Genomic DNA, 13,333 nt, shown 5'->3' with positions numbered 1-13,333 from the left:
ACCAACTCGCCGAAGCATTAGTTGCAATTGACTTGAAAACACATCCGAATACGCTTCAAACAGAAACACACTCAATTACATACATTAAAACGAAAAAAACAATAACTTCACGATAAGCCAGCCACTACTTAATTCGATTGGCTCCATATCCCCCACCACTTTCCTACTGCGTAAAAAAAGACACTTTGACACCTTAAAACTCCCCTCTAGCCTGAGTCAGGCGCCCTATGAACTGCTTAGGTTCCAGCGCACTCGACCCTATTAATAAATCTGCTAAAGGGATTTGACATGAACGCTCCAGGAGCCGCCCCATCCGAGAAAGAAGTTGCACATGCCTGGCTGGAAGGAAAGGCCCGGGTGAAGTCGACCACGGCACACGGCAATATCTTCGCCCACGACTACAACCACCCTCACCAGCTCACCTCGACAGGCCGCGCCATGCGCACCGGCGCTGATGCCATCAACCCGTTCTTCAGCCCGGCAGCCGGCGCGGCGACCGACAGCTACGCCAACGACGCCAACAAGAACGTCAGCCCGGGCAAAGCGCCGGTCAGCATCTACGAAGGCCTGCAGACCGCCATCGACATCGCCCGCCGGCGCTCGGAATACAACCCACTTGACCAGCCTACCGATCAGAGGCCCAAGGCCAAGGGCGACCGCGAACACTTCATCGCCTTCACCCAGCAGATCGCCGAGATTCCCTTCCTGTCGCTGCTCGCCGCCCAGGTGACGCAGATCCAGCAGAAAAGCCATGACGCCAATGCGCTGATCGATTCGTTCGTCAAAGGCTTCATCGGCCTGGCGGCCAAAGATGTCGAGCAAATCAAGAAATCCCTGAGCAGCCTGGTGAATGCGGCGCTGTCCTATTCCGAGCAGACCGAGCGCCAGTCCAACTTCAACCAGAATATCCTGCAGACGGGGATCGCCGGCTCGGTGAACTTCATGCTGTATGCCAGCGAATTCACCATCAAGGCCACCAGCAAGAAAGGCACCATCACCTTCCAGTCGTCCTATACCCTGTCCCAGGCGGTTTACCAGCTGTCGGTGGAAAGCTGGGAAAACGTCAGGGATGTGTTCGCCAAACAGCAGAAAACCGATACCCAGCAATGGCTCGGTGACACCACCACGCCAGTGAAACCAGGCTCGTCACTGCGGGCAATCTGCCTGGTCAGTTGAGGCCGCGCGCCAAGCCCGGCAGTTTCCCTGCCGGGCTTTTCAACCAAGCGAGCGCAACTTCGGCCAGCGCTGCAACCAGCCCTTCTCCCGCGCCCGAGCGGCCATCACCTCGGCCTTGCCCGGCGTGGACCGCAGCCGCAGGCCGAACAGATCGTCCAGCCCCAGCGGCGCCAGCACCTCGCACTGGTCATCGGCCGTGCGCCGCACCGCCACTGCCGTGGCGACCTCCGCCCAGTAGCACATGGCATCGCCGGTCGAGGCATAAGGCGCCTGGCCATGACGCAGGTGCATGCGCGCCTGGTTCTTCACCGACCACAACACCTCCGGCGCCTGGGCCTGCAACCGCGCCTCCAGCCGCAGGTCCTCGGCCGGATCGCTGCGCGCCGGATCGAACCACAGCACATCCACATCCCCTTGCAGCGCGGTCATGGCCCGTCCATGCAGATGGTCCCACACGGCATTGCGCACGAAACCCGCACCGATCCAGGCATCCGGCACGCCAAGATCGCGCACCAGCGCCAGCAGGGGCCAGCGCACAGGGTCATTGCAGATCAGGGTCTGGATCTGCCGTTCGAAACTCACCTTAAAAACGCTCGTCACGCAGCGCGGGCAAGGTGATGTCGCGCACGTAGCTGGCCGCCGACAGGCTCAGCAGCATCCGGCACACCTGGACCACGTCGTGCAGCGGGATCAGCGTCCCCTCGCCGCGCTGTTCGGCTTCGGCCAGCGGCACCTCCAGTCCATCCTCGGTATTCAGGTAGCCGAGGTTCAGGCAGCTCACGCCAAGCCCCTGCTCGCGGAAGCCTTCACGCAAGGTTTCGGCAATGCCGCGCAGGCCGAACTTGCTGGCGCCGAAGGTGACTTCTGGCCGACCGCTACCTGGCAGGCCCGATGTGGAGCCGGTGAGGATGATTCGTGGCCGTGCGCTCTTGAGCAGCACCGGCAGCAAGCGCTTGATCAACAACAGCGGCGCGGTGAGGTTGGTGGCAACCATGCGCTCGATCTGCCCCTCGTCATCGTCGAGGAAGCTGTAGTCCTCCTCGAAGGCCCGCTGTTCCCAGATCCCGACGTTGTACACCAGCACATCCAGCCCGCCCTCAGCCACCGCCTCATGGATGACCGCCGCGGCCTGGCGAGGCTGGCCGAGGTCGGCCTCGATCCAGCGCACCGCGCTCGGCAACGACGCCGGCCGGGTGCGCGACACGCCGATCAACGTATCACCCGCGTTACCCAGGCCCTCGACCAGTGCCTTACCCAATCCCTTGCTCGCACCCACCACTAGAATTCGCATCGCATCACTCCCTATGGATTGCGCCAGATAGTACCCTGCCCCACCTAGTAATTCAGTCGGAAAAGCCAGGCCATCCGTGGACAGAGATCAACTCGAACGCAACCAGATCCCCCTGTACTTCATCGCCGTGGTGATTGCCTGCGCCGTCGGCCTGCTTGCACCCGGCGTTGCCCAGGCACTGGAGATGCTGGTGACACCGGCCATCGCCGTGCTGATGTACGCGATGTTCCTGCAGATCCCCTTCCTCGACCTGCGCGCGGGCCTGGGCAACCGGCGTTTCATGGGCGCGCTGCTGCTGGCCAATTTCGTGCTGGTGCCGCTGCTGGTGTGGGCCGGGACGCGCGGCCTGGTCGAGCACCCCGGCGTGCTGGTCGGCGCCCTGCTGGTGCTGCTGACGCCCTGCATCGACTACGTGGTGGTGTTCACCCATATCGGCAAGGGCGACTCGCGCCTGACCCTCGCCGCCACGCCGGTGCTGCTGCTGGTGCAGCTGGCGTTGTTGCCGCTGTACCTGGCGCTGATGCTCGGTGGCGCGGCTGATGTCGAGATTTCCGTGGCGCCGTTCATCGAAGCCTTCGTGCTGCTGATCGTGCTGCCGCTGTTGCTGGCGATCGTCACCAGTGCCGGCGCGCGGCGCTCGGCGCTGGTCGCCAAATGGAACGACACCTGGGCCTGGCTGCCGGTGCCGGCCATGGCGCTGGTGCTGATTACAGTGATCGGCTCGCAGATCGGCGTGGTGGCCAGCCAGCTGGACAACCTGCTGCCGGTTGTGCCGGTGTATCTCGGTTTTGCCCTGCTGGCGCCGCTGCTTGGCTGGTTCGCGGCGCGGCTGTTCACGTTGTCCACAGGGGAAGCACGGGCCGTGACCTTCAGCGCCGCCACGCGTAATTCGCTGGTGGTGCTGCCGTTGGCGTTGGCGCTGCCGGAGTCGATCCGGGCATTAGCGGCGGCGGCGGTGATTACCCAGACGTTGGTGGAGCTGGTGAGCGAGCTGGTCTATGTGCGGGCCGTGCCGGCGTTGGTTCGGCGGTAGGCATGACACGGGACTGCGCTAGCCTCAAGGTCAACGTCGTACCTGTGGGAGCGGCCTTGTGTAGCGAAAGGGCTGCGAAGCGGCCCCGGCGATAGCAGCCATGCACAGGCATCAGCCCAACTGCAGCCTCCATTGCCCGTAATAGCTCAAGCACACACGGGCCAAGGGCGGCACATCAATGCGATGAAACGACTCGAAAGGCGCGCCCAACGCATGCAGCATCGCGGCGCGGATGACAAAGGGATGGGTGATCGCGACCCACTCGCCCGGCGTCAGCGCTGTATCCATCCAGGTCGCGACACGCTCGCACAGCATGGCGATGGATTCACCGCCGTGAGGGGTAGCCTGGGGATCGCAAAGCCAGACCCGCAGGGTGGCTTCGTCCAGTTGCTTGAGCGGGATGCCTTTCCAGTTGCCGAGGTCGCAGTCGCGCAGGCCTTCGTCGACAGTCGCGTTCAGGCCCTCGGCAGTCTGGCGGCTACGTAGTTCAGGTGCCATGAGATAGCGGGCGGTTGCAGGCAGGTCTGTCAAAAGCGACGGTGGATCGCGCAGCGCCTCGTCGTCCATGGCGAAACGCCCCACCCGTTGCGCCTCGGTGCGGGCGTGGCAGATCAGGGTGAGGTGGGTAGGCTTCATGGCGAGGCTTTGGCAGGAATGTCCGGGCACTCTAGCCGAAATATGGAAAACCTGTACCAGCCCCGCGATAGGGCCGGTACTGCCAACGCGTCATCAAGCTGAGGCACGCAGCTCCCGGGCTGCCGCCACCATGTTCACCAACGCCGCCTCGGTCTCCGGCCAACCGCGCGTCTTCAACCCGCAATCCGGATTGACCCACAACCGCTTGGCCGGAATCCGCTGGGCGGCCTTGCGCAGCAGCTTGACCATTTCCTCCTTGGACGGCACCCGTGGCGAGTGGATGTCGTACACACCAGGGCCGATCTCGTTCGGGTAGTCGAAGCGCTCGAACGCCTCCAGCAATTCCATGTCCGAACGCGAGGTCTCGATGGTGATCACATCGGCATCCATCGCCGCGATCGACTCGATCACGTCGTTGAACTCGCTGTAGCACATGTGGGTGTGGATCTGTGTTTCGTCACGCACGCCCGAGGCGCACAGGCGGAACGCCTCGGTGGCCCACTCCAGGTAACGCGGCCAGGCACTGCGACGCAGCGGCAGGCCTTCGCGGAAGGCGGCCTCGTCGATCTGCACGATCTTGATACCCGCCGCCTCCAGGTCCACCACCTCGTCGCGGATCGCCAGCGCCAGCTGGCGCGCCTGGACCTCACGGCTCACGTCCTCGCGCGGGAATGACCACGTCAGCATGGTCACCGGGCCCGTCAGCATGCCCTTCATCACCTTGCGGGTCAGGCCTTGGGCGTACTTGATCCAGTCCACGGTCATGGCCTTCGGGCGGCTCAGGTCACCGAAGATCACCGCAGGCTTCACGCAGCGCGAACCGTAGCTCTGCACCCAGCCGAAGCGGGTGAACACATAACCGTTAAGTTGCTCGGCGAAGTACTCGACCATGTCGTTGCGCTCGGCCTCGCCGTGCACCAGCACATCCAGCCCCAGGTTTTCCTGGATCTGCACCGCGTGGCGGATTTCGCTGTGCATGGCCTCGACGTAATCGGCCTCGGTCAGCTTGCCCTGCTTGAACGACTGACGCGCCAGACGGATCGCCGAAGTTTGCGGGAACGAACCTATGGTGGTGGTCGGAAACGCCGGCAGGTCCAGCCCGGCACGCTGCTTGGCGATCCGCTGCTCGAAAGCCGAGGCTCGCTGGCTGTCGGCTGGCTTGATCGCGGCGACACGGGCCTGCACCGCTGGCTTGTGAATCCGTGGCGAGGTGGCGCGGCGGTGTTGCACGGCGCGGCTCTGCGCCAGCGCCTCGACAACCTCGGCAGCCTCGGGCTGGTTGAGCGCCTTGGCCAGCAGCGCCACTTCCTGGCACTTCTGCACGGCGAAGGCCAGCCAGCTCTTCAGTTCGTCATCGAGCTGGTCTTCACGCTCCAGGTCCACCGGGCTGTGCAGCAGCGAGCACGACGGCGCCACCCACAGGCGATCGCCCAGGCGTTCATGGGCATGGCGCAGCACGTCCAGTGCCTTTTCCAGGTCGCAGCGCCAGACGTTGCGGCCGTTGACCACGCCCAGCGACAGCACCTTGTAGGCCGGCAGGCGGTCGAGGATGGTCGGGTACTGGTCCGGGGCACGCACCAGGTCGATGTGCAGGCCATCGACCGGCAGATTGGCGGCCAGGCCCAGGTTGTCTTCCAGGCCGCCGAAGTAGGTGGCGATCAGCTTTTTCAAAGGGGCGCGCTGGAGGATGTTGTAGACGCGCTCGTAGGCGTTCTTCCAATCATGCGGCAGGTCGAGGGCGAGGATCGGCTCGTCGATCTGCACCCACTCCACGCCCTGCACGGCCAGGCGGTTGAGGATATGGTCGTACAGCGGCAACAGGCGGTCGAGCAGCTCCAGCTTGTCGAAGTCAGCGCCCTTGGTCTTGCCCAGCCACAGGTAGGTCAGCGGGCCGATCAGCACCGGCTTGACCGCATGGCCCAGGGCCTTGGCCTCCTCGACCTCTTCGAACAGTTGCTCCCAGCTCAGGGTGAACTGTTGGTCGGCGGTGAATTCGGGGACCAGGTAGTGGTAGTTGGTGTCGAACCACTTGGTCATTTCCTGGGCGTGGGCGCCGCCGCAGCAGCTATCGCTGCCCTTTGTTCCTACGGCACCACGAGCCATGGCGAACAGGGTCTGCAGGGTCGGCTTGGCACCGTCCTTGGCACGGAAGCGCTCGGGGATCACACCGAAGGTCAGCGAATGGGTCAGCACCTGGTCGTACCAGGCGAAGTCGCCCACCGGCAGCAGCTCGATGCCGGCAGCCTTCTGCACCTGCCAGTGCGCGGCGCGCAGGCCACGGCCCACGGCACGCAGGCCGGCTTCGTCCAGCTCGCCCTTCCAGAAGGCTTCCTGGGCTTTCTTCAGCTCGCGGTCGCGGCCGATGCGCGGGAACCCCAGGTTGTGTGCCAGTGCCATGTTGTCGTCCCTCGAACCTTAAAATGAATGAGGGCATTTTGGGCGCGGGGCTAAGGTGAGACAAACTCATTAAATTTGAGATGAACTCAAGAATTGTTCATGATGCCTTACAGAAATGATGATCCCTGTGGGAGCGGCCTTGTGTCGCGAAATGGCCGCAAAGCGGCCACGGCGATCTGTGCATGAATGCTGAAATCCTGGGGCCGCTGCGCAGCCCTTTCCGACCGGTCCGACGCCTCGGCAAGGCCGTTCCCACAGGGATCTAGGCCACCTGACAGAGCGTTGTGAATGTCTCAACCAGCACAGTACCCCGCGCAATCAGACATGCCCCACCCGCCAATCTGCCGCACACTGCCACCCTGCCCCAACCCGGTAGCCCGTACCCCATGAGCCTGCTGAAAACGACCCTGGACGCCAACGCCTTCGCCTGCATCCTGGAATTCGTCCCCAAGCCCGGCGCCGAGCGTTTCGCCACCCTCGAAACCCTCATGGCCCGCACCCGGCTGTGTGGTTGGCCGATGACCGTAGCCATCGGCGACCGCGTCAGCAGCGCCCTGGACATGTCGCCGCTGGAGGCCTTCAGCAGCCTCGCGAACCCCGTTCCCGCCCTGCTGCACTTCTCCGGCAAGGACCGCGAACGCCGCGACCTGCTGGCCCAGTTGCAACGCATGGACGCCGCCGGCCTCGACCAGCTCCTGCTGCTCACCGGCGACCGCCTGCCCGGCCACACCCCCGGCGAACGCCCGGTGCGCTACCTGGAATCGGTCGCCGCCCTGCAGATCGTCCGCCAGGCCCGGCCACACTGGCTGCTGGCCGCCGCGCTCAACCCGTTCAAGTACCAGGAAGCCGAAGGCGGCGCGCAGTACTGCAAGGCCGAAAAGAAACTCGCCGCCGGCGCCGACCTGTTCATCCTGCAGCTCGGTTTCGACATCGACAAACACCAGGAAGCCTTCGACTGGATGCAACGCCAGCCCCGGCCCAAGCCGCTGATGGCCTGCATCATGGCGCTGACCGAAGGCCGCGCGGGGATGCTCGATCACGTTGCCGGTGTGACTGTCACGCCGTCGATGCGCGCGCTGCTGGCCGCCGAAACGGCGGTGTCCAAGGCCTACGCCAGGGAACGCGCCAACCATCGCCTGGCCTTGCAGGTGATCGGCCTGAAGTTGTTGGGCTATTCCGGCGTGCACCTGTCGGGTATCCACGAGGTGGCGCAGTTCGAGGCACTTGAGCAGGCCATCGGCGCGCTGCAACCGCAGTTCACTTCACTGCAGGACTGGACCCCGGCCTGGGAAGCGGCCTGGCAGGAAGCAAACCTAGCGCCGGTCACCTTCCATCCACCGGGGCACGCCTGGCGCCTCGGGCAACGGCAGATCACCGCGTCCAACAAGGAAAAGGCCCGCTATCACCTGCTCTCGGCGATGCACCATCAGTTGTTCAGCCGCACCACGGCCTTGAGCAAGGGCTTCGGCTGGGCCGTGACCCGGTCGCTGTGGGCCAACCCCATGGCGGCGCAGTGGCTGCATCGGCTGGAGCGACGTATCAAACGCCCGCTGGTGGGGTGCGATACCTGCGGCAGTTGCCGGCTGGAGGACACCCTCTACATCTGCCCCGAGACCTGCCCCAAAGGCCTGGCGAACGGGCCATGCGGCGGCACGAGCCTGGACCGTTGCGAGTTTGGCGACCGGGAGTGCGTGCACAGTGCCAAGTATCGGCTGGCAGTGAGCGTGGGCCGGACCGAGGTGTTGCGCGAGCGGTTGATTCCTTGCGTGCAGGTGGAGAACCGGCATCGCAGTTCGTGGCCGGTGTGGTTCGAGCCTGCGCCACTTAACATTGCCGAGCCCACACCGATGAGCGACGACGACCTGCTTGCCAAAACACGGGAGCGCCTGGCTGCGCCACAACGAGTGAAGGTCTCACTGGACGACCTGTAGCCAGGCACGAGCGGATCAGCCTGCGTGCTGAGCCAGTGAAACCTCCACTCCCTGCCACTCCCCAGCCTGACCGGAAACAATCAACAGCCGATTCCCGGCAGCTGAAGCAGCCACGACACACCGCCCCTGCTCGTCCCAGAACGCGCTGCGCCCAGCCGCCGCCCAGCCACCCGTGGTGCCGCCATGATTGGCCATGAGCACCGCCATGGCATGCCGCTGCGCATAACCCTGCAGCAATGCGCTATCCGCCGGATACCCACCCTCCCCGATCAGCACACCTGTCGCATACACCTGCGCGCCGCGCTGCGCCGCCTGGGCGGCATGCTGCGGATGGCTGAAATCGGCGCACACCGACAAGGCCACGGACAGCCCGGAAACGGACAACAACTCACCGCCGCTCCCCGCACTGAAGAACGCGTCCTCGCCGGTATGCAGGTGCTGCTTGGTATAGGCCGCAATCGAGCCATCCGGGTGGAGGATGCAGGCCGCAATTCGCGGCTTGTCCTGGCCCGGTACCGTGAGCGGCATCCCGACCACCGTGGTCATGCCCGCTTCCTGGGCAAGCTGGCGCAGTGGCGCCAGCAGCGGCGTGTCCAGGTCCTGCGCCAGGCCACTGGCCAACGCGGGGGCATAGCCCGTGAGCGACAGTTCGGGGAAGAGCAACAGGTCTACGCCATGCTCATGGGCCTGGCGCATGAACGCCAGGTGCAAGGCCAGGTTGGCGGGGAGGTCGCCATCACCAATGGCGCATTGGGCGGCGGCAAAAACGGCTGGTGGCATGGGCGTCTCCTGACAAGGTAAGTGGACTCTGCTCGGCTACCACCCAGAAGACAACTGTTACATCGACGATAGGATCAACGTGGGAGCGGGCTTGCCCCGCGATGGCTCTCCCACTGGCCCCACAGCGTGGCTCCAGCCCTTGTGCGGAAAGGCTATGATGCTCTCCTGCACGCAATCAGCCTGACAGGGCGGCCCCATCATGAATCTGAGTGTTCTCTACGCGCTGGTTGCAGCCGCACTGTTTGGCGCAAGCACACCGCTCGCCAAACTGTTGGGTGTCAATACCCCGCCCATCCTGCTGGCCGGGCTGCTCTACCTGGGCAGCGGCGTCGGCCTGACCCTCGTCCGTCTGGTGCGCGATCGCGGTTGGCAGCGGCCCGGGCTGCCTGCCGGAGAATGGCCCTGGTTGCTAGGTGCGATCTTCTTTGGCGGCGTGCTTGCGCCTGTGGCGCTGATGTTCGGGCTCACTCGCACAGCGGGGGCCACTGCATCGTTGATGCTCAATCTCGAGTCGGTTCTTACGGCAGTGCTGGCGTGGGTGGTGTTCAAGGAAAACGCCGACCGCCGGATAGTGATCGGCATGGTCGCCATCGTCCTGGGCGGCGTCGTGCTGTCATGGCCGCAGGAGACCACGACCGCCCATGACTGGATCGGCCCGCTGGCGGTGGCATTCGCCTGCCTTTGCTGGGCGATCGACAACAACCTGACCCGCAAAGTCTCCGCCTCGGACGCGCTGTTCATCGCCGGCAGCAAAGGCCTGGCGGCGGGCGTGGTCAATGGCGGCCTGGCCTTGGCCATCGGCTCGCAACTGCCGGCCCTGGGCACGCTGGGGGCGATCCTGCTGGTTGGGTTTCTTGGGTATGGCGTCAGCCTGGTGCTGTTCGTCCTGGCCCTTCGCGGGTTGGGGAGTGCGCGTACCGGGGCGTACTTTTCCACAGCGCCGTTCCTGGGCGCGGCGGTCGCGATCCTGATGCTGGGTGAGTCGGTGTCCATGACGTTCCTGCTCGCTGCGACGTTGATGGCCTTGGGTGTGTGGATTCACTTGATGGAGAACCATGTTCACGAACACCAGCATGAGCCCCTCGATCATAACCACCGGCATACGCACGACGAGCACCATCAGCATGAGCATGACTTCGAGTGGGACGGCACCGCGCCGCACAGCCACCCGCATGTGCATGCGCCGATTCGACATAGCCATGCGCATTTTCCGGATGTTCATCATCGGCATAGGCACTGACCGGGCAGAAAATACAGGACTGGCATTGCTCACCCGCCCCGGCTCGAACCCTGCGTTTCACCCAAGGTATACTCCCGCCCCGTCGCGCCCAGAGTGGCGCGTAGCCTTCATGTGCAGGATGCCCTATGTCAGTTCAGCAACACGTTGCCGCCGCCGATACCACCTTCACTGCCGCGCTCGAGCCGCTCAACCATGCCCTTGAGCAGGTACGGCAGGCTGAAATCCAGCTGCTGCAGCGCAGACGCCAGGTCACCCTGGTATTCATGTGCATCCAGGCAGCCTACTGCGGCTACCTGATGCTCAAGTGGATCTGGCAGGGCCATTACATCGGTGGGCCAATCTATGCCGTGTTGATCTGGTGCCTGTTGTGGCTGCTGTACTACCCGGTGTCGGTGCTGTGGTACCCGCGCCAGCGCGCACTGGACAAGGCCTATCGCACGCTCGATGCGGCACGGATGGAAGAAGGCAAGGCGTTCCTGGCCAGCAAGGCCTTGGGGGCGTATCGCTGGGTCTACCGCGGCGGGCGCATGCTGGCGGTGTTCCCCGACAGCCACATGCTGTATGTGCTGGCCCCGGAGGTCGGCGAGCGCCATGCGCTGATGGACGCGCCACGCGTGGTCAAGCAAGTGCGCGTGGACGAACAGGCCGTCACCCGCAGCACCACCCAGACCACCACCAAGCACGGCTGGCGCAACGTCTACGCGTTCAACAATCAGTTCGGCATGATCGGCGGCGGCAAGTCCCGCTCCACCTCGACCACCACCCACGACACCGTGCGCACCTTCACCCTGCACGTGCAATTGCAGAGCGCCGGCCAGCATCCCTATTGGATTCAACTGCCCTTCGCCGATGACTGGCAGGAAGCTCGCAACTGGCAATTGCTGATCGAGCAGGCAACCGCCCGCTAACGGCCTTGCATCGCCCACCTGTAGAAGCGGCCTTGTGTCGCGAAAGGGCCGCAAAGCGGCCCCGGCGATCCGAGGTTGTGAACCCGCTTTGTGACCCGTAATCACCCAAGCTCACAGCCCAGATGATCACCTGGTAGATACACCAGCAACCCGCGCCCCCAACGTCCGCAAAAGGAACCCCGTCATGCTTCGGCCCTTGATGCCAGCCCTGCTCCTGCTGCTTGCCGGCTGCGCCACCAAGCCGCCCGCCAACCCCGACAACCTCTGCGAGATCTTCCGCGAGAAGCCGAAATGGCACGAGGCGGTGCTGAAGATGCAGGCGCGCTGGGGTGCGCCGGTGCAGGTGCCGATGGCGATGATGTACCAGGAGTCCTCGTTCAAGCACGACGCCCTGCCGCCGCGCTACTACTTCCTGGGTTTCATCCCTTGGGGCCGGGTCAGCACTGCCTACGGGTACGCCCAGGCCAAGGACGAGACCTGGGCCGACTACAAGCGCGATGCCGGCGGCTGGGGCGCCGCCCGCGACGACTTCGCCGACGCGATCGACTTCATGGGCTGGTACATGCAGAAGAGCCAGCAGGTCAACGGCGTGTCCAAGTGGGACGCCTATGGCCAGTACCTGAATTACCACGAAGGCTGGGGCGGCTACCGCAACCGCAGCTACGACGCCAAGCCGTGGCTGAAGAACGTCTCGCAGAAGGTCCAGGCGCGGGCTTCGGTGTTCGGGGCGCAGTATCGGAGTTGCGAGCAGGAGCTCGCGCGGGGTGGGTGGTTCTGGTAGGGCCTGACGCAGGTGTGCTTTGAGAATGTTGGCCTGCTCAGTTAACGCGTCATCGCCACTAACGAGGCTGCTATGCAGACCACACCGCCGCTCCAACAGGACTGCGCAAAATCTAAAGCTAACGCCGTACCTGTAGGAGCGGCCTTGCGTCGCGAAAGGGCCGCAAAGCGGCCCCAATACTCCGCAGCATCAATCCCCAGAAACACCCTCCTCCTTCATCGCCTCCAGCTTGCCAAACTGCTCACTGGCCAACCGGCTGATGATCCGGATCGCCTGGTGAATCCCCGCCGTGTTGCGAAAGCTCAGCTGCGGGTTGTGCTCGCACTCCAGCACCTCGTCATGCTGCACCAGCGCCTCGCCGAGCAGTTCGAGGGTCCAGACGTAGCTCTGGAGGGTAGAGAGGCGTTCATGGTCAGGCATGGGGCACCTCCCGGTTGGCGCGGGTGGCGAGGGAGTGGCTGTCGATCGGGTAGAAGGTTGGGGATGGGGTGGCCGCGGGGGTTGGGCGGCGGAGAGCGGATGCGAGGATCCTGTACAGACGTGTGATGGTCATGCATGAGACTCCAAGTTAGGTTGGAACCACCACACACTGTCGCCAAACAATGGGTGGCAGCTGTACGCAGGTTGGCGAACCGGGAACTTGGAACCCGGCAGACCCGAAGGTCTCCCGCGCACAGCCACCATGGCACGAGGCTGCGGACGCAAAAAAAGCGCCTGCAATCGTGTGGGGCGCTGCTGCGCCAAGTTTATCCGGATCGCCAAACCCGGTCGCGGAATTTGCCGCGACTGGAGGGGAATTTATTCCTTGGGGGCTTCTAGTGCAAGGTTCTTGGGGCTAGGAAATGGCGATGGGAAACGTAGGAAATGGATTGCGCGAAGGGGCTGGGTGGCAACAGTACGTGGGTTGGCCGACCGGGACGAAAGGGACCGGCACACCTGAGGTGTCCCACGTGCTGCTGCCATGGTGAAAACGCACTCGATATAGATAGCGTTCTGGGTGGTGAGGGTGGCAGCTGTACGCAGATTGGCGAACCGAGGAAAAGATAACCCGGCAGACCAGATGAATCGCCCCTGGTTTCCTAGACACTCTCCAAGCTCAGAAAATAGCGTTTCTCATACTCTACTGGCGACAGCTGCATAGCACTGCTGTGTCGACGTTT

The 13,333-nt window shown here is 64.0% G+C and carries 12 protein-coding genes; 6 read left to right on the top strand and 6 right to left on the bottom strand.

Annotation, left to right across the window (positions count from 1 at the left end; translation table 11 throughout):
* The first annotated feature begins 288 nt into the window (after nt 1-288).
* Complete coding sequence (locus tag AC25M7_RS08555) at nt 289-1,176, top strand: hypothetical protein (RefSeq protein WP_139121020.1); 888 nt, start codon at nt 289-291, stop codon at nt 1,174-1,176.
* A 39-nt stretch (nt 1,177-1,215) separates the two neighbouring features.
* On the opposite strand, the gene AC25M7_RS08550 is transcribed toward AC25M7_RS08555, so the two are convergent.
* Together AC25M7_RS08550 and AC25M7_RS08545 are read right to left on the bottom strand one after the other, a co-directional pair.
* The gene (locus AC25M7_RS08550) at nt 1,216-1,758 is read right to left on the bottom strand and encodes a nucleotidyltransferase family protein (protein WP_486970942.1); all 543 of its coding nucleotides are present in this window, start codon (nt 1,756-1,758) and stop codon (nt 1,216-1,218) included.
* Nucleotide 1,759: 1 nt separating this feature from the next.
* The gene (locus AC25M7_RS08545; RefSeq protein WP_062363960.1) at nt 1,760-2,467 is read right to left on the bottom strand and encodes an SDR family oxidoreductase; all 708 of its coding nucleotides are present in this window, start codon (nt 2,465-2,467) and stop codon (nt 1,760-1,762) included.
* Nucleotides 2,468-2,543: 76 nt separating this feature from the next.
* Here AC25M7_RS08545 and AC25M7_RS08540 point away from each other — a divergent pair, with 76 nt between their 5' ends.
* Nucleotides 2,544-3,500: an arsenic resistance protein gene (locus AC25M7_RS08540; protein ID WP_486970941.1), complete on the top strand. Its 957-nt coding sequence runs from the start codon at nt 2,544-2,546 to the stop codon at nt 3,498-3,500.
* A gap of 111 nt (nt 3,501-3,611) precedes the next feature.
* Here AC25M7_RS08540 and AC25M7_RS08535 read toward each other — a convergent pair whose 3' ends face one another.
* Nucleotides 3,612-4,136, bottom strand: coding sequence for a histidine phosphatase family protein (locus tag AC25M7_RS08535; protein WP_062363956.1), 525 nt, complete (start codon nt 4,134-4,136; stop codon nt 3,612-3,614).
* 93 nt (nt 4,137-4,229) lie between these two features.
* On the bottom strand, nt 4,230-6,533 hold the full coding sequence (gene metE, locus AC25M7_RS08530) for a 5-methyltetrahydropteroyltriglutamate--homocysteine S-methyltransferase (protein WP_486970940.1): 2,304 nt from the start codon (nt 6,531-6,533) through the stop codon (nt 4,230-4,232).
* Nucleotides 6,534-6,919: 386 nt separating this feature from the next.
* Between metE and AC25M7_RS08525 the strand changes: the two genes are divergently transcribed.
* Nucleotides 6,920-8,464: a methylenetetrahydrofolate reductase C-terminal domain-containing protein gene (locus AC25M7_RS08525; RefSeq protein ID WP_486970939.1), complete on the top strand. Its 1,545-nt coding sequence runs from the start codon at nt 6,920-6,922 to the stop codon at nt 8,462-8,464.
* Between the two features lie 15 nt (nt 8,465-8,479).
* Here AC25M7_RS08525 and AC25M7_RS08520 read toward each other — a convergent pair whose 3' ends face one another.
* Nucleotides 8,480-9,244, bottom strand: coding sequence for a carbon-nitrogen hydrolase family protein (locus tag AC25M7_RS08520; protein ID WP_028689869.1), 765 nt, complete (start codon nt 9,242-9,244; stop codon nt 8,480-8,482).
* A 199-nt stretch (nt 9,245-9,443) separates the two neighbouring features.
* On the opposite strand from AC25M7_RS08520, the gene AC25M7_RS08515 reads away from it, so the two are divergent.
* The 3 genes from AC25M7_RS08515 (at nt 9,444) to AC25M7_RS08505 (ending at nt 12,173) form a co-directional block, all read left to right on the top strand.
* Complete coding sequence (locus AC25M7_RS08515) at nt 9,444-10,484, top strand: DMT family transporter (RefSeq protein ID WP_486970938.1); 1,041 nt, start codon at nt 9,444-9,446, stop codon at nt 10,482-10,484.
* A 125-nt stretch (nt 10,485-10,609) separates the two neighbouring features.
* Nucleotides 10,610-11,392, top strand: a complete 783-nt coding sequence (locus tag AC25M7_RS08510) for a hypothetical protein (RefSeq protein ID WP_062363948.1) — start codon at nt 10,610-10,612, stop codon at nt 11,390-11,392.
* A 184-nt stretch (nt 11,393-11,576) separates the two neighbouring features.
* Nucleotides 11,577-12,173 (top strand): transglycosylase SLT domain-containing protein, encoded by a 597-nt coding sequence (locus AC25M7_RS08505; protein WP_486970937.1) that lies wholly within the window; start codon nt 11,577-11,579, stop codon nt 12,171-12,173.
* Nucleotides 12,174-12,362: 189 nt separating this feature from the next.
* Here the strand turns inward: AC25M7_RS08505 and AC25M7_RS08500 are convergent, their stop codons facing one another.
* A complete protein-coding gene (locus AC25M7_RS08500; RefSeq protein ID WP_062363944.1) occupies nt 12,363-12,593 on the bottom strand; it encodes a hypothetical protein in 231 nt (76 codons plus the stop codon).
* Nucleotides 12,594-13,333 lie beyond the last annotated feature (740 nt).

The sequence above is a fragment of the Pseudomonas sp. P106(2024) genome, from assembly GCF_057480815.1.
Note: the sequence above shows the minus strand (reverse complement) of the source record. Positions and strands in the feature narration are given on the sequence as shown.

What these genes read in the sequence shown, in the direction of transcription:
- AC25M7_RS08555 (WP_139121020.1), top strand. Translation starts at nt 289, where the DNA reads ATGAACGCTCCAGGAGCCGCCCCATCCGAGAAAGAAGTTGCACATGCC.
- AC25M7_RS08545 (WP_062363960.1), bottom strand. Translation starts at nt 2,467, where the DNA reads ATGCGAATTCTAGTGGTGGGTGCGAGCAAGGGATTGGGTAAGGCACTG.
- AC25M7_RS08535 (WP_062363956.1), bottom strand. Translation starts at nt 4,136, where the DNA reads ATGAAGCCTACCCACCTCACCCTGATCTGCCACGCCCGCACCGAGGCG.
- metE (WP_486970940.1), bottom strand. Translation starts at nt 6,533, where the DNA reads ATGGCACTGGCACACAACCTGGGGTTCCCGCGCATCGGCCGCGACCGC.
- AC25M7_RS08525 (WP_486970939.1), top strand. Translation starts at nt 6,920, where the DNA reads ATGAGCCTGCTGAAAACGACCCTGGACGCCAACGCCTTCGCCTGCATC.
- AC25M7_RS08520 (WP_028689869.1), bottom strand. Translation starts at nt 9,244, where the DNA reads ATGCCACCAGCCGTTTTTGCCGCCGCCCAATGCGCCATTGGTGATGGC.
- AC25M7_RS08515 (WP_486970938.1), top strand. Translation starts at nt 9,444, where the DNA reads ATGAATCTGAGTGTTCTCTACGCGCTGGTTGCAGCCGCACTGTTTGGC.
- AC25M7_RS08510 (WP_062363948.1), top strand. Translation starts at nt 10,610, where the DNA reads ATGTCAGTTCAGCAACACGTTGCCGCCGCCGATACCACCTTCACTGCC.
- AC25M7_RS08505 (WP_486970937.1), top strand. Translation starts at nt 11,577, where the DNA reads ATGCTTCGGCCCTTGATGCCAGCCCTGCTCCTGCTGCTTGCCGGCTGC.
- AC25M7_RS08500 (WP_062363944.1), bottom strand. Translation starts at nt 12,593, where the DNA reads ATGCCTGACCATGAACGCCTCTCTACCCTCCAGAGCTACGTCTGGACC.